Raw genomic sequence first — 19,109 nt, forward strand, 5'->3', positions numbered from 1 at the left:
ATAGTTGCGACGTCAGATACCCGCTCTCAGTCCTGGAACCCCATCGATGCACCCCACCCTACCCCGCTCCTCCCTCGCCTTGCTGATCTCCTGTGCCGCGTCGGTGCAGGCCAGCGATAGCATCGAACTCGGCCAGGTGCTGATCCAGGAACAGGAGCAGAGCGAGTTGCAAGATGCTCGCGAACGCCTGCAGCAGGTGCCTGGCGCCAGCAACCTGATCGACATGCAACGGGTGGAGCAAGGCCGGGTCGCCAGCAACCAGGATGTGCTCGCCTACCAGCCCGGGGTGTTCGCCCAGTCGGCTGGCAACGACGGCATCAAGCTGTCGATCCGGGGTTCGGGTATCAACCGCGCCCCCGGCGCTCACGGCTCGGGTGTGTACACGATGTTCGACGGCCTGCCGCTGACCGGCCCGGGTGGCACGCCCTATGAACTGTTCGAACCACTGTGGCTGAGCCGCGCCGAAGTGCTGCGCGGTGCCAACGGCTTCGACCGCGGCGCGTTGGCGCTGGGCGGCGCTAACGACTACATCACCCACACCGGCCGCGACGCCGCACCGCTGCAACTGCGCTACGAGCTCGGCAGTCGCGGCTATGCCAAACGCCAGATCAGCTCCGGCCAGGTCCTGGGCGACCTGGACTACTACGTGGCGCTGACCGACTCGGAATACGACGGCTACCAGCGGCACAGCAGCGGCAGCAGCAAGGGCATCGCCGCCAATGTCGGCTACCGCTTCAATCCGAACCTGGAGACCCGCTTCTACCTGCGTTATCGAGAGACCGAGAATGACCTGGCCGGGCGCTTGACCCAGGAGCAGATCAAGCATGATCCGCGCAGGGCCAACCCGGCCTACCTGAGCCGCGACGACAGCCGTCCGCAGCCGGGCAGCACCTGGCTGGGCAACAAGACCACCTTCTATCTCGATGACGATTCGCAGCTCGAAGCAGGCCTGGTCTATCACGATTATCCGATGGACCTGCGCGAAGGTCCGATGCGCCTGAAGGTCGCCTACACCGACGTCAGCGGCACCCTGAATTATCAGCGCCGCCTCACGCTGTTCGGCCACGAAAGTAAAACCACCGTCGGCTGGCGCACCACCAAGCACTTGCCCAACAGCGGCGCTTCGCAATACTCGCGGGTCAATGGCGTATTCGGGGCGAAAACCCGGGACTTCACCTACCAGGGCTCGGACACTGTCCTGCATGTCGGCAACGAACTGGAACTGATCCCCGACCTGTGGCTGACCAGTGGCCTGGCGGCGATCTACACCCGCCGCGAGAGCGCGGTGACCTACCCCGACAATGGCGGCAAGGTCAGCCAGAGCGACTGGGACTACGCCCCGCGCCTGGGCCTGCGCTACGACATCAGCCCGCAGTTGCAGGTCTATGGCAACCTCAGCCGTTCGGTGGAGCCGCCGCACCCGTGGTCGCTGATCTGGAGCTCGACCAGCAACACGCAACCGATTGAAATGCACAACCAGACCGCCACTACCCTGGAGCTGGGGGCCCGCGGCGAGTCGGCCATCGGCCGCTGGGACCTGGCCTGGTATTACTCGGACGTACGCCATGAGCTGCTGGCGGTGGAGATCGTGCCAGGCCAGCCCGCCAAGGAGTTCAACGCCAGCCCGACCGTGCACCAGGGCATCGAGGCCGGCCTCGACAGCCTGCTGTGGCAGCGCGCCGGGGTCGGCAAGCTGAGCCTGCGCCAGGCCTACACCTTCAGCGACTTCCACTACCGCGACGACGACAGCTTCGGCGACAACCGCCTGCCGGGCATCCCCATGCACTACTACCAGGCCGAACTGCGCTTCAACCTGCCCAGCGGCCTGTTTGCAGGGATCAACACGCAGATGGCCTCCAAGGTCCAGGTCGACTACGCCAACAGCTACCCGACCGACGCCTATGCCATTCTCGGCGCCACCCTGGGCTACAACTCGCCGAAACAGGACTGGCAAGCCTGGCTCGACCTGCGCAACCTGACCAACAAACGCTATGCCGCCACCGTCACCCCCGGCTACAACGACAACGGTACCGACATTGCCCGCTCGACACCGGGCGAAGGCTTCGGGGTCTATACCGGGGTGTCCTACAGCTTCCGTTAACTGGGCAGTTGCACCTGCGGTTTGGTCGAGACGAAGATCGCCCAGCTGGACATGAACAGCGCGGCGATCAGCGGGCCGATGACAAAACCGTTGAGGCCGAATACCGCCAGGCCACCAAGCGTCGAGACCAGGATCAGGTAATCGGGCATCTTGGTGTCCTTGCCCACCAGGATCGGGCGCAGCACGTTGTCCACCAGGCCGATGACGAACACGCCGAAGGCGGCCAGCACCGCGCCTTGCCAGAAGGCGCCGGTGGCGACGAAGTACACCGCCACCGGCGCCCAGACGATCCCTGCACCCACTGCCGGCAACAGTGACAGAAAAGCCATCAGCACGCCCCAGACCAAGGCGCTGGGGATGTCGAGAATCCAGAAGATGATCCCGCCCAGGGCGCCCTGGGTCACCGCTACCAGCAGGTTGCCCTTGACCGTGGCGCGTACCACGCGGTTGAACTTCAGTTGCAGACGGCGCTTTTGCTGTTCGGCCAGCGGCACCGCGGTGCGGATCTTGCGCACCAGCTCGGCGCCGTCACGCAGGAAGAAATACAGCAGGTAAAGCATGATGCCGAAGCTCACCAGAAAATCGAAAGTACCCTGGCCGAAGCTGAAAGCCTGGGTGGCGAAGAACTGGCTGCCTTGCATGGCGCCCTTGGTGATTTTATCGCGCAGGCCGGCCAGGTCGCCCATGCCCATGCGCTCGAGGAAATTCTGCACAAAGGCCGGGAGGATGTTCTTGAAGCGCTCGATGTAGCCGGCCAGGTCCAGCTCGCCGCTTTCGATGTTCTTGTACAGCGCCGCGCCCTCCTGCACCAGCAGGGTACTGATGATGATCACTGGCAAAATTGCGATGACCAGGCAGATGAACAGGGTCAGCCCGGCAGCCAGGTTGCGTCGCCAGCCCAGGCGCGCTAGCAGGCGGCGTTGCAGCGGAGCGAAGACGATACCGAGGATCACCGCCCAGAACACCGCGCCATAGAACGGCAGGAGAATCCAGATGAAAGCGATGGTCACCAGCACCAGCAGTGCCAGTAACGCCTTGTGTTGCATGACGGTTTCGTTCATGTGCGCTCCTTGTGCGTTCTATTCATTAGTGCGCCGGGCATTGCCAAAAGTGCCGTTGATGCAGATCAATAAACACTAGCTGCAGCCGGCGTAGCATCCGCGCCTTTTGCCGCGACCCGATCATGACCCTTCTCACCAAACCCGAACTGCTCGCCCCCGCCGGCTCGCTGAAGAACATGCGTTACGCCTTCGCCTACGGCGCCGATGCCGTGTATGCCGGGCAGCCGCGCTACAGCCTGCGCGTGCGCAACAACGAATTCGACCACGCCAACCTTGCCTTGGGCATCAAGGAAGCCCAGTCCCAGGGCAAGCGCTTCTACGTGGTGGTCAACATTGCCCCGCACAACGCCAAGCTCAAGACCTTCCTCAAGGACCTGGCGCCAGTGATCGAAATGGCCCCGGATGCACTGATCATGTCCGACCCGGGGCTGATCATGCTGGTGCGCCAGCACTTCCCGCAGATGCCGATTCACCTCTCGGTGCAGGCCAACACGGTGAACTGGGCCAGCGTCGAGTTCTGGCGCAGCCAGGGTCTGACCCGGGTAATCCTGTCGCGCGAGCTGTCGCTGGAAGAGATCGAGGAGATTCGCCAGCAGGTGCCGCAGATGGAACTGGAAGTGTTCGTCCACGGCGCGCTGTGCATGGCCTACTCCGGTCGCTGCCTGCTGTCGGGTTATCTGAACCGCCGCGATGCCAACCAGGGCAGTTGCACCAACGCCTGCCGCTGGCAATACACAGCCACCGCGGCCAGCGAGAATGTCACCGGTGAAATCGTTCGCGAAGTGCAGCCGACCCTGGGCCTCGGCGCGCCGACCGAGCAGGTGTTCGTGCTGCAGGAAAGCAACCGCCCGGGCGAAGACATGCCGGCGTTCGAAGACGAGCACGGCACCTACATCATGAACGCCAAGGACCTGCGCGCGGTGCAACATGTCGAGCGGCTGACGCGCATGGGCGTGCATTCGCTGAAGATCGAGGGCCGGACCAAGTCGCACTTCTACTGCGCGCGCACTGCCCAGGTGTATCGCCAGGCCATCGATGACGCGGCAGCCGGGCGTGAGTTCGATCGCAACCTGATGCTCAACCTCGAGTCACTGGCCCAGCGCGGCTATACCGAAGGTTTCCTGCGCCGGCACGTGCATGACGAATATCAGAACTACCAGCGCGGCAACTCGGTGTCCGAACGCCAGCAGTTTGTCGGCGAACTGAGCGGCGAGCGGGTCAATGGCCTGGCTGAAGTGCGGGTGAAGAACCGTTTTGCTGTGGGTGATCACCTGGAACTGATGACACCCAAGGGCAACTACCACTTCGACTTGCATCAGTTGCGCAATCGCCAGGGTGACGAAATCGAGGTAGCACCGGGGGATGGACACACAGTGTATTTACCGATCCCCGAGCAGGTAGACCTGGCCTTCGGTTTGCTGCTCAGGGATCTGGTTGACTGAATCAAGGCGCGGACGTGGCCACCGTCGCGCTTTCAACCTCGCGAATCACTTGCAAGCGGTACTGCGGATCGGCCTTGATCTGCGCCTCGGTGAACGGAATCACCTGCCACTGCTTGGCCGAGAACGCGCGGGTCTGGTCACTGGCATGGGCCGAACCCGCTTCGCTGGACTCGGAGAACGCCAGCATCCCCAGCGCATGCGGGCCCTGGTCATCGAAGGTCACCAGCTGCAGGTAGCTGGTACCGCTGACTACCAGGCGCTTGTCGGCGGCGACCGGTACGCTCTGGATTGCGTTGTACACGCCAAGGCTTGCCGGCCCACCGTGGATCGGTGTGCCGTCGGCAGCCTGCTGGATCTGCCCCCAGCGCGCGTCCTCGGCGAAACCGGCCTTGCTTACCTGCGCAACTGAAGCCAGCGCTGCCTCACGCAAGGCGCTGGCCACCTCGGCGCGATCAACGGCCAGCCCGCGCGGCGTGTGTTGCGGATCGGCGGCGTCGAAATCAACACGCCAGATGTCCTTGCGCCCCTGCAAGGCCTGCAAGATGTTCTGGAAATGCACCAGGCCAAGGCCACTGTCGAGGTTGGCGCGCAGGTCCCAGGCCTTTAGGCTGGTACACAGCGCGCCGAGCTTGGCATCTGCCGCTTGCGCGGCGCACCAGTTGAGCAGGTCGGGCATGACCAGCTCGGCGACATACACCTGGTTGTCCATGACCATCTGCTGCAGGTCCGCCGGGCTGATCTTGCCCTTCTCGCTCAGGCTCGCCAGGCGCTGCAGGGCAAAGCGGCTGCGCGGGCCCAAGGGTTGGTCTTCGCGGCTGACCAGCGGCGAATAGCCCTGCAACGGTGTGGCCGGGTTGACCATCCAGGCCGAGTCGTTGGAATGCTGGACGAAGTCCTTGCGGCTCAGGCTCGGTAGCAGTTGCGCGGGGAAGATGCCTGCCTGGGCGGCCCGCGGGTCGACCTTCCAGTTGCAGGCACTGCGCGAACCGTCGAGCACGACCATCTCCTGGCCCGCGGCAGGGTCGCTGCAGGTGGCCAGCAGGGCGGCGTCGACGTACGGCACCACCGACTGATTCAAGTACAGCGCCTGACCCTTGGCGTCCACCGCCAGGGTATTGACCCAGGGAATGCCCTGCAGGCGCTGCACCGAAGCTTGCAGGCTTTTCAGGCTGTCGGCGCGGTTCATCGCATCCCACTGCGCCAGCACCCGGGTGTTTTCGAGGTTGGCATCACGCAGGCTGAAGGCGTACTGCTTGTTCCAGTCCAGGCGCCCCGGCCATTGCACGATCGGGCCGAATACCGAGCTGTAGACCTCACGGGTCACCGGCTTGAGCTGGCCGTCCGCGCCCTTGACCGTCACGTTCAGGCGCTGCTGGGTCAAGGCCTGCGACTTGCCGTCGAGCAGGTAGCGGGTCGGGTCCTTGGGGTCGAGCTCCAGCCGGTACAGGGTGAAGTGCTTGGAGGTGTCGACCGTGTGGGTCCAGGCCAGGTGCTGGTTGAAGCCGATGTTGATCAGCGGCAAGCCCGGCAGGGCCGCGCCCATGGCATCCAGTTTGCCCGGCAGGGTCAGCTGCATCTGATAAAAGCGCATGCCGCCGGCCCAGGGAAAGTGCGGGTTGCCCAGGAGCATGCCGCGACCGTTGAATGAGCGCTCGGCACCGATGGCCACGGCATTGCTGCCGCGCTCGACAGCAAACTGCTCCTGGCGCAACTGGGCGATGCGCAGGTCGGGGCGCAACTGGGCGACGACATTCGGCGGTGTGGCCCCGGCCAGTGCTTCGGCGAACTGGCCGACACCGCCTTCGACCAGCAAGCGGCGAGTCAGCTTGACCAGGTCGAGGGTGGTGATCGGCCGTAGCCATTCGGCCTGCAGGCACTGCACGCCCTGCCCCTGGGCCTTGAACTCGGCCAGCGCGCGGTTGTAGCCCTTGGCATAGCCTTCGAGCCGTGCACGCATGGCCGGCGGTTGTGCCTGCCAGAAGCCGAACACCGCCGTTGGCGTATTCAGCCAATTGAAAAACAGGTCGCTTGGCAGGTTTTCGCGCTGCTCGACGGTGCGCTGTTCTGGCCCGAAGTAACGCGAACGCTCGCCATTGACGGTGACCACCTCGTTAGCCAGCAGGCACAGGTTGTCTTGTGCATAGGCATAGCCGATACCGTACCCCAAACCCTGCTCGTCCCTGGCCAGGATGTGCGGCACGCCGTAACTGCTGCGGCGGATTTCAGCGCTGGCATCACCCGGCGCCACGCGCGCCTGGACGGACAGGCTCAGGCCGGCAAGCAGCCCGGTCATACAAAGGGTCGCTAAGGGAAAGGGCTTGATCACGCGCACTCCAGCTCAATCAGGGGAAAGGTCGTCCTGACTGAACGAAATACGCCAAATAAATTTACCGGTTTGCGCCGCTCAATACGTCTTTAGAGGGTGAGGCTGAAGATTTTTTTCATCAGGTACTGCAGTTTTGCCGCGCTCATTCGTCTTATAGGTGTAGGCAAACACTTTTGCTTACCTGGACAGGCCAAGAAATGGAGCATTCACATGTACAACCAGCCACAGCCAGCGCTAACCGCTGGCCCTGGACGCACAAAGAGCCAACCGGTGACTGCAAGAACCGAAGCCGGCGAGCACGAGCGCCCTGGCAATGAACACATCCGCGAGCTGCTCAAGGCCTTTGGCCTGCGTACCAGCCTGATCCGCCTGAAGGTCATCGATGCCCTGCACATGGCCGATCGCGATGGCCGCAGTATCGGCGTGCGCGGGGTCCACAGCCAGCTCGAACAGCTGGATATTCCGCTGTCGTTCCTCAGCGTTCGCGAAGTGCTCAAGCGTTTGTGCGCCGAAGGCGTGATCAGTCTGGGCAACGACAAGTGCTACAGCCTCAACCCCCAGGCCCGCGCGGTACTGGAGCAAGCCACCTGCCGTTGAGCGACCGGCCGGCGCGCAGCCGGCCGCGCTTACCGCCTCAGGGCTTGACCTTGCGGCGCATGATGCCGTTGACCACCACCACAACCACCGCCACGGCAATGGCGATGTACTGGAACACTTGCTCGCTGATGGTGCCCTGCTTTTGCAGGTAGGACAGTCCGAGCATGATCCCCAGCACCAGCAGGGAGATCAGGATGGAGTATTTCAGGCGTTGACCTTGAGTCATGGGTAGTTCCTTGCGACATCGGCGAAAAGCCCCGAAGCGGGCCGAGCGCATGATACAACGTCACCCGCAGGCAGCGGACTATTTCCCGCTTCTGCCCGCCCCGCAGCATTGCCAACATGGCTTCCCGGACGACTGCCCAGACCAACGCAAGGATCACCATGTCGATGCGAACCCTGCTGCTCAGCCTGGCGCTGCTCGGCCCCCTCAATGCCCATGCCCTGCCCACCGAATCCCAACCTCAGGCTTTGCTGCTGGAACTGGCTGCACAATTGGCGCACAGCGCCGGCAGTAGCCAGTGGCAACAACTCTGGCAACGCAGCCGACAGGCCGGGCATCTGCACAGCAACCCGCACACCGAGCATTTCGATGTGCCCCAGGCACAAATTCCGGCACTGGTAGCCAGCACCCTGGCCAGCGCCGATCAGGCACGACCGTTGAAGCAGACGCAGGTGCGCTATCGCCGCGACTTTCACCCCAGGGTCATCGGCAAGGCTGGCACGCAGGCGTTGACCGCCCTGTGCGTGTGGGTCGACTGGCGCAGTTTCCCCGAACAGGGCGTCAGCCATCCAACCCCCTACCTGGGCCAGGTCAGCCTGTTGCTGGCACGCCCTTGCGAGTAAGCATGGGTGGCTCAACCTAGGAAGGTCACCATCGCCATGGCACCCGGTAATCAAGGCGTTGCGCTTACGTCGCAATTCATTTCCCACCCATCGGCATGGTTCGTCCTACAGAAAGCGTACATAAAGCCCTCCCTTGCCGCCCCACTTGCTGCCTAGCCCGCCTTCCGTCCAGTAGCCGAGAATCCAGCTCAAGCCACGACAGACAGATGCGATTTGTCGCATTGACGCTGCCTGCAATGGCCCTAGCTGCCTGGCACGGATCATCAAGGTGCCGAACTATCGCCTACAAGGAAGTCACCATGGAACTGAGCGACCTGAACCGTATCGATATCGAACAACTGCCCCACTCGCTGCAGATGCTGATCGAATGCCTGGGCATCGAGAATGCCTACAACCTGACCTGCGCCTTTGGCGGGCGCCCCAAGTACATTCCCAAGCACCGCGAACGCACCGCACTGGCGGAAATTCTCCCGGCGCCGGCGCTGGATGCGCTGATCAAGCGCTTCGCCGGCATGGCCCTGGAGATCCCCAAGGTTGACCATTTTCTGCGCCAGCTGCGCAACCAGCAAATCCAGCAGGAAAGCGCCGACGGTCTGTCACGCAGCATGCTCGCCAACAAGTACGGCTTGAGCCTGCGCCAGATCGGCAATATCCGTCGCCAGGAACCCTGCCCGCGCTAAGCGTCATCGACTTGAGCCGATAACTCCGGCATTCAAGGCAACCCCGCACAATGATGTGCAATCAAGACAAGGAAATCTCTGATGGCAACAATCGACAATGGCCTGATCGGCTCGGTAATGAACGCCTTGCCACTGGACCGGATGATCTCGGGACCTCTGCAGGCGATGATCCAGGCACAGATTTCGGCAAGCAAGTCGTACGCCGACTTTCTTATGGGCGTGTGCATCCAGAATGGCAAAGCCGTCGCCATTCAATTCGACTACGACGAAACCATCACCGATGAACAAGGGGTGTACAAGGGAACTGTCTCGAAGAAGATGCAGATCCCGCTGCTGGCAGCGGTCACTCACCCCAACATCGTCATCGAAGAAGGCAACATCGAATTCGAACTGACCATCAGCCAGCAAGCCGAAAGCACCGAAGAGAGCGGCAAAGAGGCAAGTTTCGGCGCGTCGCTGGGCTGGGGCAAATTCAGGCTCAATGTCAAAGGCCAGGTCAGCCACAAATCCACTCAAACTCGCAAAACCGATACCCGTGCACGTTACGCCTTCAACACCAAGGTACGCCGCCAGGACCCACCCGAGGCGCTGATGCGGGTCATCGACTTTCTCACCGACGCGGCGACCAAGCCTGTGGTCATGGCCGATGCCACCGCGCAAAACCTCGATGCGATGCCGGTTTCGGCACTGCCGATGCCTGACGAACAGGAAAGCCGCAAAGAAACAGCCATCTGATCGTGCAGCATAAATAAAAACCCAGGCCTCTCATGCTCGAGAGGCCTGCTGACGAGCACAAGGAGTGGGAACGATTGGACCAAACCTCGGCAGTGAACGCCCCCATTACCGCCAGCGACCTCTGTGATATTACCCGCGGCCTGCAGGAAGCCGCTGCGGCCACCAACCACCTGATTGCCCAGCAGTACATCAAGCTGTTCGACCAGTTTTTCGACTACGACGCCGAGACGCTTGGCGCGCCGATGAAAGCCAAGATGGTCGAAGTGGCAATGGATGACCAGCACACTATGCAGATCCCGCTGATCGCGCTGGTGTCGCCGCGCGGGCTGGCACTGGAGCGCATGCAGGTCGACCTGTCGGTACGGATTCAAAACACCGAGACCACCGATGCCAGTGAAAACCTGCAGCGCGAACGCTTCTATGTGACGGTCGGCAGCCAGGGCAAACGCAACGGCGATGCCGCACGCGACCCCGATGAAGTACAGATCCGCATGCAGTTCCAGGCCTGTGAGCCACCGGAAGCGTTGAACCGGCTGATCGAGGAGTACACCAGCCTGATCACTCCGCAGCGGGTGTCCACGCCGGCCCAACCCACGATCGACAGCAACGAGTTCATCGCAGCGGCGACCGTGCGCTGATCATTGGCACCTCTAGAAATCACGTTTGTAAAAGATATCCAGGGAACTGGCCAGGCCACTGGCCGCCTCCAGGTAAACCTTCTTGCTGAGCTTGTAGCGCAAGGCGATGGTGTTGGCCGGCTCGAACACACCCACCCCGTAACGCAGGCTCAAGCGCTCGGTCAGGTTACCGCTGGCGACCACCGCCGTGTTGTTGCCGCTGCCCTGGGTGTCGAGCTGGAAGTCATCGATGCCCAGGCTCGAGGCCAGGCTGCCGGTGATCCCGGCACTGCCCGCCAGGCCCAGGCCGAGCGCCGCTTCGGCGAGCATGTTGTTATCTTCGCCAGTGGTGCCCAGCGGCCGGCCGAGCACCAGGTAGGACAAGGCCTGCTCCTGGCTCATGGCCGGCTCCGAGAACACCTGGGTGGTGGGCTGCTCGGCGCTGCCGCTCAAGCGGATGCCGGCAATCACGTCATCGGTCTTGCGAATTGCCTCGATGTCCAGGTACGGCTGATCGATAGGGCCGGCAAACAGCAAGCGCGCACGGCGGATGGTCAGGCGCTGGCCATAGGCACGGTAGCGACCATCGGCCAGGCTCAGTTCGCCGCGAGTATCGAGGTTGTCGCCGATATGCACGTGCCCGAGCAGGTTGGCGGTAAGGCCAAAGCCGCTGAACGAGAGCTTGTCCTGGCCCACCTGCACGTCGATATCCATGGCCATGGCCATCGGTGCTTTGCCCTCCTCGGTCTGGTGACCGAGGATCACCGTGTCATCGGAGACCTTGACCGTCGACGGCGGCAGTTCACGCACGGTGATCTTGCCCTTGGGCACCAGCACCTTGCCAGTCACCGCAAGCTTGTCGTCAATCAGGCTGATTTTCAGGTCCGGGGCCACTTCGAGGGCCGCATAGGGTTCGACGTTGACCGGCAGGCGCTGGCCCTGCAGCGCCAGGTTTACAGCCAGGGCCTGGCCCCAGCCGATCTGCCCGTTCAGGCTGCCCTGGCCGCTTTCGCCGCTTTTCCAGCTGCCGTTGAGCTGGACCTGTTCGCCGGCGATCAACGCTTGCAGTTGCAGGTCCTGAAGGCTGATCGGCAGCTCGGCACCGCTGATTTCGCCATGTACAAGGTTCAGGCTGCCATTGACCTGAGGCGCCAGCAAAGTGCCAGACAGGCGCCCGCTGCCATTGAGCTGGCCATTCAAACGCTCGACCATCGGCGCAAACGGACGGCCGATGGCCAGGTCCAGGCCGCTGAGGCGGAAGTCACCGCTCAACGGTTTGTTCTTTGCCAACGGGTCAAGCCGGGTATTGACCGCCAGCTCGCCGAGCTTGTCACCGTGAAAGTCCAGGCGGGTATCGATGCGCCTCGGGCCCAGGGTGCTTTGCAGGCGCAGGGTCTGGTAGGGGAAGTCCAGCCATTGGTCCTTTTCACGCACGCGCAAGGTGCCGCCGCTGGCATCGATGAGGATGGTGCCCTTGGGCCCGCTGGTCGGCACATCGAGGTTGATGTCGGCATTGAGCAGGCCCTGCCAGGCAAAATCCTTGGGCAGCCACTGCGCCAGGCTCTGCAGCGGGAACTGCTTGAGGTGATAGCGCAGGCGAGGCTCGGGCGCCAGGCGCTGGTCTTCGCCGCACAGGCTGGCCTGGCCGGAACGCCAGCAATGGGCGCCGAACTCCACCTGGCCGCTGGCCAGGCGCTGCAGTTTTGCCGGCGCCTGCAGGCGCCAGTCCTGGCCACCGGCCTGGATTTCGCCGCTTGCCAGGCGCCCGCGCCAGTTGCCCTTGTCCAGTTGCCCATCCAGGCCCAGGTCAAGCTTGAGCTGCGGCCCGTCCAGGGCCAGTTGCAGCTTTTGCTGACGAACATCACCGCTGCCCTTGGCCGTGAGCATCCCCAGGCTGGTATCGCCCAGGCGAATACTGCCGGCCTCAAGGTCGATGAGTGCACGTTGGGCGTTGTCCAGGCGTGCATCCAGGCTCAGGCGCTGCACGCGATTGTCAGCCTGGGCCAGTTGCTGGCCCTGCAGAACGAAGCTGCCTTGGGGGGCCTGCAAGGTACCGGCAACCTCCAGGCGGCCCTTGACCTGGCCTTGCAGCTGCGGCCAGAGCTGGCCCAGGCGTGGCAGGTTGATATCGATCTGACCGGCCAGACGCTGTTGCAGGCTGCCACTGCCATTGATGTGGTTGTCGCCCAGGCGGATGTCCAGGGTGCCCAGGGTCCATTGCTGCCCTGCCCCTTGCGCCAGCGCTTTGAGCACAGCGGGCTGGCCACGCAGTCGACCCTTGAGGTCAAGCTCGGCATCCAGACGCAACTCGCCGTTTTTCATCTCGCCCTTGCTGCGCAAGGGGCCAGCCAGGGTGCCGGGCAACTCGGCCAGCCAGTACGCAGGGTTCAACGCCGACAGCTCCAGCGCGGCATCCCAGGCCACGCCATCGGCAAACTGCACGCCGACACTGCCGGTGGCCTTGCCTTGGCCCGCGCTCAGCTGAAGCTGCGCCAGGCTGACTTGCTTGAGGTCGCCCTTGAACGGGCTACTGAGGCTGAAGGTGCCTGCCGGGCCGTCCAGGTCGCCGTTGAATTCGCCCTGGTAGTTGCCATCGCGGTATTGCACCTGGCCGGTGAAGCGGCGCAGGGAAACTTCCGGTGCCGGGTCCATTGGATAGAGGCGCAGCCAGGGAAAATCCAGCCAGTCGATGCTGGCGTCTGCGCTCAGGCCTTGCTGCCAGTCGGCCTTGGCCTTGAGCTTGAGCGCCTGCTCGGCGCTAGCACTGAGGTCCAGGGCGCTGACTTCTGCACCCTTGGCATCAACCCGGCCTTGCAGCTTGAGCGCCACCGGGCCCTGTTCGGCAGGCAGGCTGGCTGAACCGAGCAGTTGATAGCCGTTTTGCAGGTTGCCCTTGGCGCTCAGTTGCAACTGGTTCAGTTGCAAGGTGTCGGGCAGCGCGGCCGAAGGTTTGAACGCCTCGCTGCTGATCTGCAGTTGCGCTGGCAGATTCTGCGCCAGTGCCTGCAGCTCGCCGCTCAGGCGCGCTTGCAGATAACCGCTGCTGTCAGCCGTGAGCTTGAGGGTTTTCTGCAGGTCGCCGTCGACCTGCAACGCCAGTTGCCAGGGTTGCCCGTCGACACTGGGCAACTGCAGCTGCCCCTGGGCCTGCAGCGGCCAATCGGCTTCGGGCTTGAGCAGGCCCTGCAGGTTCAGCTTGAGATCATCGCGTTGCAGTTGCAGGCTGTCGATCTGCAGCCCGCCGGTGGTCCAGTGCGCGGCCAGTTGCAACTGGCTGAGCTGTTCGTTGCCATCCAGGCGTAGCTGGCCGATGCGCACACTGCCAAGCTCAATGGCCAGCGGCAGCTTGAGTTGCGGCAGTTGCAACGGCCCGCTGTCGGGCTTCGGCTCGCCAGGGGCGAAGGCCAGGTTGACCTGATCGGCTTGCAGCTGCTCGATGCACAGGGTCATACGCAGCAGGCAGGCCGGCGACCAGGCCAATGCCGGCGCGACCAGCTCGACGCGATCGCCGCCTTGTTCCCACAGCAAGCGCTCGGCCTGCCACTGCCCGGCCAGGCGGCCCTGAAAGTTATCCAGTTGCAGCCCCGGCACCAGCCCCAGTGCCCAGCGGCTGCCGGCCTGAGTACCGAGCACCAGGCCGACACCCAGCACCAGCAACAGCAGCAAGGCCAGCAGGCCAAGAACGATGAATTTGATAACCCGACTCACAGTTCCGGCCCCATGGAGAAGTGCAAACGCAAACCGCCGTCGTCGTCCAGCGCGCGGGCCAGATCCAGACGCAGCGGCCCGACCGGAGACACCCAGCGCACACCGATACCGACACCGGTCTTGAGGCTGGGAAGCTCCAGATTGTTGAATGAGTTGCCCTGGTCGACGAAGGTCGCCACCCGCCATTTCTCGGCAACCGAATACTGGTACTCGGCGCTGGCGGCCACCAGGTAACGGCCGCCGATGCGATCGCCATCGGAGTTCTTTGGCGACAGGGTCTGATAATCGTAGCCCCGCACGCTCTGGTCACCACCGGCGAAGAAGCGCAGCGACGGCGGAACGGAATTCTTGTAGCTGTTGGTGGCGCTACCGCCGAACTGCACACGGCCGAGGAAGCGATGGTTCTGGCCGAGGGTGGTCAGGCCCTTGAGCAACACATTGGCGTGCAGCAGGTTGGTGTCGGACACCAGCCCCTCCTTGGCTGCCTGTACATCGAACTGCAAGCGGTACCCGTTATGCGGGTCGATACGGTTGTCACTGCGCAGGTAGGAATAGCTGATGCCGGGCATCAACAGGTTGCTCAGGCCCGAGTCGTCACCGAGCTTGTACTCTTCGCGCTGGTACTTGAGCGAAATGACCCGCTGCCAGCCGCTGGGCAGTTTGCTGTGCCATTCCGGGCCGACCGTGAGCAGCTTGCTCACGGTGTCGGTGCCGGCGATTTCTTCATTCTGGTAGCCGCCGGCAAAACGCAGTTTGTCGGTCAGCGGCGGGTCGAGCGGAATGTCGTACCACAGGCCGACGTTCTGCCGCGGCGCCGACAGCTCGGTCTCCCAGCCATAACTATGGCCTTGCGGGTTGACCCAGTGGCGGGTCCAATTGGCCTTGCCGCGCGGCCCGACGTCGGTCGAAAAACCCAGGCCCAGGCCCATGGTCCGTGGCTTGCGGGTGTCGAGTTGGACAGCCACCGGGATGCTCTGCTCGACCGCGGCAGTGGGCGCGGCATCGACCCGTACGCCTTCGAAGTAGCCGCTCGATTGCAGGGCGTTGTTGAGCTCGGCGATCAGCTCGGAATCGTAGGGGGTGTCGGCCTTGAACGGCACCATGCGTTGCAGCAGGTCTTCATCGAGCGGTGTATCGCCGGCGAAGCTGACCTTGCCCAGGCGGTAGCGCGGGCCGCTGGCGTAGATCAGCTCGATGTCGGCGACACCCGCCTGGGGATCGACCGCCAGGCGCTGGCGAACGAAATGGCCGCTGAAAAAGCCATAGCGCGAGGCCTGGTTCTGAATCAGGCGCTTGGCGTCTTCGTAATGGCCATGGTTGAGCACCGCGCCTGAGCGCAGCGCCTTGCTGTCGGGAATGCGAAAGGCTTTGAGCTCGCTGGCCGGGCCGTCGATACGGATGGTCACATCACGCAAGTGCACCGGCTCGCCGGGATCGATGCTCAATACCAGTTGCGGGCCCTTGTCGGCCTTGGCCGCTGGCTTGACCTCGCTATCGATCTGCGCCTGGTAATAGCCCAGGGCCTGGGAGGCCTTGCGCGCCTGCTCAACTGCGCCGCGGCTGAAGCGCAGCAGCGCCTCTTCATCGCGTTTACCAAGGCTGCCGATATAGCCTTCGACATTGGCCTTGAGTTCGTTATTGGCAGGTTTGACCCGGACCACCAGCTCGCTTTGCGCATACGCGCCGATGCTGGCAACCCATAGAATCAAACCGCAGGTGAATCGTCCTGAATACGTCATAGGCGCGGATGCTACCAGAGCTTGGCGGCAGCATGGAGCCCGAGGTTTTCCTCGCCGTTACGCAATTCAGGCCGAAGCCTGTTGCGACGACTGCGGATTGGGGTGAAAGAACACGTGTTCGTGGACCGGTCCTACAGCGATCTCGCCAATTTCCTGATAGCCCTGTCGATGATAGAACGCCAGGTAGTGCTCGTTGCCGGTGTCCAGCACCACCCCCTCGGAATGCTCATCCACGGCACACCAATCGTGCACAGCCTGTAACAATTGTTCGCCGTAGTGCTTGCCCTGAAACTGCGGATGGATCCCCAACAGTGGCAACACATGCACCGCATCACTGGGCAGACAGGCCATCAGTGCGGCCTGGTAGTCCAAATAGCGGCGGGTGCAGCGAAAGCCGGTGCTGAGCACCATGCGCATGCGCCAGGCCCAGCTTTCGGTGATGCCCAGGCGTCGCTGCGGCGGGGCGATCAGGGCGATGCCGACCAGCCGGTCTTCGACCAGCAGGCCGATGGCGGGCAGGTCCTGGAGAAAATGCTGGTTGACCAGCTCGCGCACCGTGGCGCGTATGCGCTGGTCGAACCCCGGACGCCGGGCCTCGAACAGAAAGGCAAAGGTCGGTTCGTGGCGATAGGCGTGATACAGCAGGGAGCGCGCCTCGCGGCTGTAGCCGCCATCGAGCAGACGGACTTCAGCCGGTGCGGCAGTCGATTCGGGCATGCTGGCGAACCTCCGGAAATGGGCATTCATTGCCTTTGAGGTGTTCGCGGTGCCAACGTTCACCTCGTGGCACAGGTTAGCAACCTATCGAGTGGCTCGCCACGCTGGCCGGCGCCGCCGATGTCGGCTAGCATCCTGGGTTTTACCAGGATTGTGCTGCCCATGAAGATCGTCTCGTTCAACATCAATGGCCTGCGCGCCCGGCCCCACCAGTTGGCGGCGTTGATCGAAAAGCACCAGCCCGACGTCATCGGCCTGCAGGAAACCAAAGTCAGCGACGAGCAGTTCCCGCTCGCCGACGTCCAGGCCCTGGGTTATCACGTGCATTTTCATGGCCAGAAGGGCCACTACGGCGTCGCCCTGCTCTCGCGCCAGGCGCCACTGAGCCTGCACAAGGGCTTCAGCAGCGATGAAGAAGACGCCCAACGGCGCTTCATCTGGGGCACCTTTGCCGATGCCGATGGCACGCCGATCACCATCATGAACGGCTACTTCCCCCAGGGCGAAAGCCGCGACCACCCGACCAAGTTCCCGGCCAAGCAGCGTTTCTACAGCGATCTGCAGGCACTGCTGGAAACCCAGTTCCAGAACGACCAGCCGTTGCTGGTGATGGGTGATGTAAACATTTCGCCAGAAGACTGCGACATCGGCATCGGCGCCGACAACGCCAAGCGCTGGCTGAAGACCGGTAAATGCAGCTTCCTGCCGGAAGAGCGCGAGTGGATGGCGCGCCTGAAAAACTGGGGCCTGGTCGACAGCTTCCGCCACCTGCACCCGGAAGTCGCCGACCGTTTCAGCTGGTTCGACTACCGCAGCCGCGGCTTTGAAGACGAGCCCAAGCGCGGCCTGCGCATCGACCTGATCATGGCCTCCCAGGCGCTGCTGCCGCGGATCAAGGACGCCGGCGTCGACTATGACCTGCGCGGCATGGAAAAGCCTTCGGACCATGCGCCGATCTGGCTTGAATTGAACTGATAAACGCTCCCACAGGCTTTGTAGGAGCGGGCTTGCCCCGCGATGCGATCTGGCAGACAGCATGCTATCGCGGGGCAAGCCCGCTCCTGCCACAGCCTGTCATCCCCCGGTCACATGGCTGTCTTAATCTCCCGGCACACCCTTTGCCCATGAGTGCCAGACGGCATGTTGCGCCACCTCTCCCTGCTTGTGCTTTGCCTGCTCCCGCTGATTGGCGCCGCTGACCCGCAGGCGCAATTGCGTATTCAGGGTTCCAACACCATCGGCGCCGCGCTGGCACCGGCGCTGGTCTCAGGTTTGCTCGCGCAGCAAGGCGCCAGCGCCATCAGCATCGTCAGCAGCGACGCCGCCAACGAGCTTCAGGTCCGTGCCCTGGACAGCAACGGCCAGGCCTTGCGCATCGACATCGCCGCCCACGGTTCCAGTACTGGCTTCACTGCACTCAAATCCGGCCAAGCGGAGCTGGCGGCTTCCTCACGTCCGATCAAGCCAGCCGAACTGAACGAGCTGCAAGCGCTGGGCGACCTTAATAGTGCCGCCGCCGAGCAGATCATTGCCCTGGACGGCGTCGCGGTGATCGTCCACCCCGACAACCCGCTGCCGCAATTGACCACCACCCAGCTGGCGCAGATCTTCTGCGGGCAGATCGACCGCTGGGAGCAACTGGGCATCGGCAGCGGCCCGATCAACCTGTACGCCCGCGATGACCGCTCCGGCACCTTCGAGACCTTCAAAGCGCTGGTCCTCGACCCGGCACGGCAAGCCCTGGCCGACCACACCAAACGTTTCGAATCGGCGGAGCAACTGGCCAGCCAGGTGCTCGGCGATCGCCAGGCCATCGGCTTCAGCAGCCTGGCCACGGTGCACGGCGCCAAGGTCGTGGCGATTGCCGACGGTGAGTCCCGGGCCATGCTGCCGACAGCGGCGCTGGTGGCCAGCGAAGACTATCCGCTGTCGCGCCGGTTGTTCTTTTACTTGCCCCCCGGCCAGGCCAACCCCCTGGCCCGCGCCTTGGTCGAGTTCGCCCAAAGCCCCCAGGGCCAGGCCATCGTCACCGGCAGCGGCTTCGTCGGCCAGCAGGTGCAGAGCATCAAGGTTCAGCCCCGTACCGACATGCCGCGCCGCTACCTGGGCCTTGCCAATGATGCCCGGCGCCTGTCGGTCAACTTCCGCTTCCAAGAGGGTAACGCCAGCCTCGACAACAAGGCCCTGCGCGATGTGCAGCGGGTAGTCCAGTACCTGCAGGCGCAGCACAAGCTGAGTAACAGGGTGGTGCTGGTGGGCTTTGGTGATGCCAAGGATGACCCGCAGCGCGCCGCCCTGCTCTCGCGGCTGCGGGCCATGGCAGTGCGCCGGGAACTGGCTCGTAGTGGTGTCGAGTTGCGCGAAATAATCGGCCTGGGTGACGAACTGCCAGTGGCGGCGAACACCGCCGAACAAGGGCGGATCCGCAATCGGCGGGTCGAGGTTTGGGTCTACTGAGCCACTGCCTGCCAGGCGGGGCAATCAATTGTTACAGCCTCGATTGGGCGCCCTGGTTCTCCGGGTCTAGGCTTGTCCCTAGT

The 19,109-nt window shown here is 63.4% G+C and carries 15 protein-coding genes; 9 read left to right on the forward strand and 6 right to left on the reverse strand.

Going from position 1 to position 19,109, the window contains the following annotated elements; genetic code table 11:
- Positions 1-46 precede the first annotated feature (46 nt).
- A complete protein-coding gene (locus tag BLR26_RS20480) occupies positions 47-2,101 on the forward strand; it encodes a TonB-dependent receptor family protein (protein ID WP_093384919.1) in 2,055 nt (684 codons plus the stop codon).
- Here BLR26_RS20480 and BLR26_RS20485 read toward each other — a convergent pair.
- Positions 2,098-3,162 carry an AI-2E family transporter gene (locus BLR26_RS20485; protein ID WP_093384922.1) on the reverse strand — a complete coding sequence of 355 codons (1,065 nt, stop codon included), beginning with the start codon at positions 3,160-3,162 and terminating at the stop codon, positions 2,098-2,100. The genes BLR26_RS20480 and BLR26_RS20485 overlap by 4 nt on opposite strands.
- 122 nt (positions 3,163-3,284) lie before the next feature.
- Between BLR26_RS20485 and yegQ the strand changes: the two genes are divergently transcribed.
- Positions 3,285-4,604: a prephenate-dependent tRNA uridine(34) hydroxylase TrhP gene (yegQ, locus tag BLR26_RS20490; protein WP_093384925.1), complete on the forward strand. Its 1,320-nt coding sequence runs from the start codon at positions 3,285-3,287 to the stop codon at positions 4,602-4,604.
- Between the two features lies 1 nt (position 4,605).
- Here the strand turns inward: yegQ and BLR26_RS20495 are convergent, their stop codons facing one another.
- Entirely contained in the window at positions 4,606-6,897 is a 2,292-nt protein-coding gene (locus BLR26_RS20495) for a bifunctional acylase PvdQ (protein ID WP_093384928.1), read from the reverse strand.
- A gap of 243 nt (positions 6,898-7,140) precedes the next feature.
- Here BLR26_RS20495 and BLR26_RS20500 point away from each other — a divergent pair, with 243 nt between their 5' ends.
- Positions 7,141-7,527, forward strand: a complete 387-nt coding sequence (locus BLR26_RS20500; protein WP_045201383.1) for a fe2+ zn2+ uptake regulation protein — start codon at positions 7,141-7,143, stop codon at positions 7,525-7,527.
- 37 nt (positions 7,528-7,564) lie between these two features.
- Here BLR26_RS20500 and BLR26_RS20505 read toward each other — a convergent pair whose 3' ends face one another.
- Complete coding sequence (locus BLR26_RS20505) at positions 7,565-7,753, reverse strand: hypothetical protein (RefSeq protein ID WP_093384931.1); 189 nt, start codon at positions 7,751-7,753, stop codon at positions 7,565-7,567.
- A 158-nt stretch (positions 7,754-7,911) separates the two neighbouring features.
- On the opposite strand from BLR26_RS20505, the gene BLR26_RS20510 reads away from it, so the two are divergent.
- The 4 genes from BLR26_RS20510 to BLR26_RS20525 all read left to right on the forward strand — a co-directional run bounded on the left by BLR26_RS20510 (position 7,912) and on the right by BLR26_RS20525 (position 10,426).
- Positions 7,912-8,373, forward strand: a complete 462-nt coding sequence (locus tag BLR26_RS20510; RefSeq protein ID WP_230090834.1) for a hypothetical protein — start codon at positions 7,912-7,914, stop codon at positions 8,371-8,373.
- Between the two features lie 299 nt (positions 8,374-8,672).
- Positions 8,673-9,053 carry a Mor transcription activator family protein gene (locus BLR26_RS20515; protein WP_045201382.1) on the forward strand — a complete coding sequence of 127 codons (381 nt, stop codon included), beginning with the start codon at positions 8,673-8,675 and terminating at the stop codon, positions 9,051-9,053.
- A gap of 81 nt (positions 9,054-9,134) precedes the next feature.
- Positions 9,135-9,788 (forward strand): DUF2589 domain-containing protein, encoded by a 654-nt coding sequence (locus BLR26_RS20520; protein ID WP_045201381.1) that lies wholly within the window; start codon positions 9,135-9,137, stop codon positions 9,786-9,788.
- A 104-nt stretch (positions 9,789-9,892) separates the two neighbouring features.
- Positions 9,893-10,426 (forward strand): DUF2589 domain-containing protein, encoded by a 534-nt coding sequence (locus BLR26_RS20525; RefSeq protein WP_093387610.1) that lies wholly within the window; start codon positions 9,893-9,895, stop codon positions 10,424-10,426.
- Positions 10,427-10,438: 12 nt separating this feature from the next.
- Here the strand turns inward: BLR26_RS20525 and BLR26_RS20530 are convergent, their stop codons facing one another.
- From BLR26_RS20530 to BLR26_RS20540, 3 genes are all read right to left on the reverse strand, one after another.
- Complete coding sequence (locus tag BLR26_RS20530; protein ID WP_093384934.1) at positions 10,439-14,113, reverse strand: translocation/assembly module TamB family protein; 3,675 nt, start codon at positions 14,111-14,113, stop codon at positions 10,439-10,441.
- Positions 14,110-15,852, reverse strand: coding sequence for an autotransporter assembly complex protein TamA (locus BLR26_RS20535; protein ID WP_045201379.1), 1,743 nt, complete (start codon positions 15,850-15,852; stop codon positions 14,110-14,112). The genes BLR26_RS20530 and BLR26_RS20535 overlap by 4 nt, the downstream gene beginning before the upstream one ends.
- 66 nt (positions 15,853-15,918) lie before the next feature.
- The gene (locus BLR26_RS20540) at positions 15,919-16,569 is read right to left on the reverse strand and encodes a GNAT family N-acetyltransferase (protein WP_093384937.1); all 651 of its coding nucleotides are present in this window, start codon (positions 16,567-16,569) and stop codon (positions 15,919-15,921) included.
- Between the two features lie 162 nt (positions 16,570-16,731).
- On the opposite strand from BLR26_RS20540, the gene xthA reads away from it, so the two are divergent.
- Complete coding sequence (gene xthA / locus BLR26_RS20545) at positions 16,732-17,544, forward strand: exodeoxyribonuclease III (RefSeq protein ID WP_093384940.1); 813 nt, start codon at positions 16,732-16,734, stop codon at positions 17,542-17,544.
- A 165-nt stretch (positions 17,545-17,709) separates the two neighbouring features.
- Positions 17,710-19,026 carry a substrate-binding domain-containing protein gene (locus BLR26_RS20550; RefSeq protein WP_093384943.1) on the forward strand — a complete coding sequence of 439 codons (1,317 nt, stop codon included), beginning with the start codon at positions 17,710-17,712 and terminating at the stop codon, positions 19,024-19,026.
- The last annotated feature ends 83 nt before the right edge of the window (positions 19,027-19,109 follow it).

This window comes from Pseudomonas sp. UC 17F4 (assembly GCF_900101695.1).
In the GTDB taxonomy this organism is placed as follows: Bacteria; Pseudomonadota; Gammaproteobacteria; order Pseudomonadales; family Pseudomonadaceae; genus Aquipseudomonas.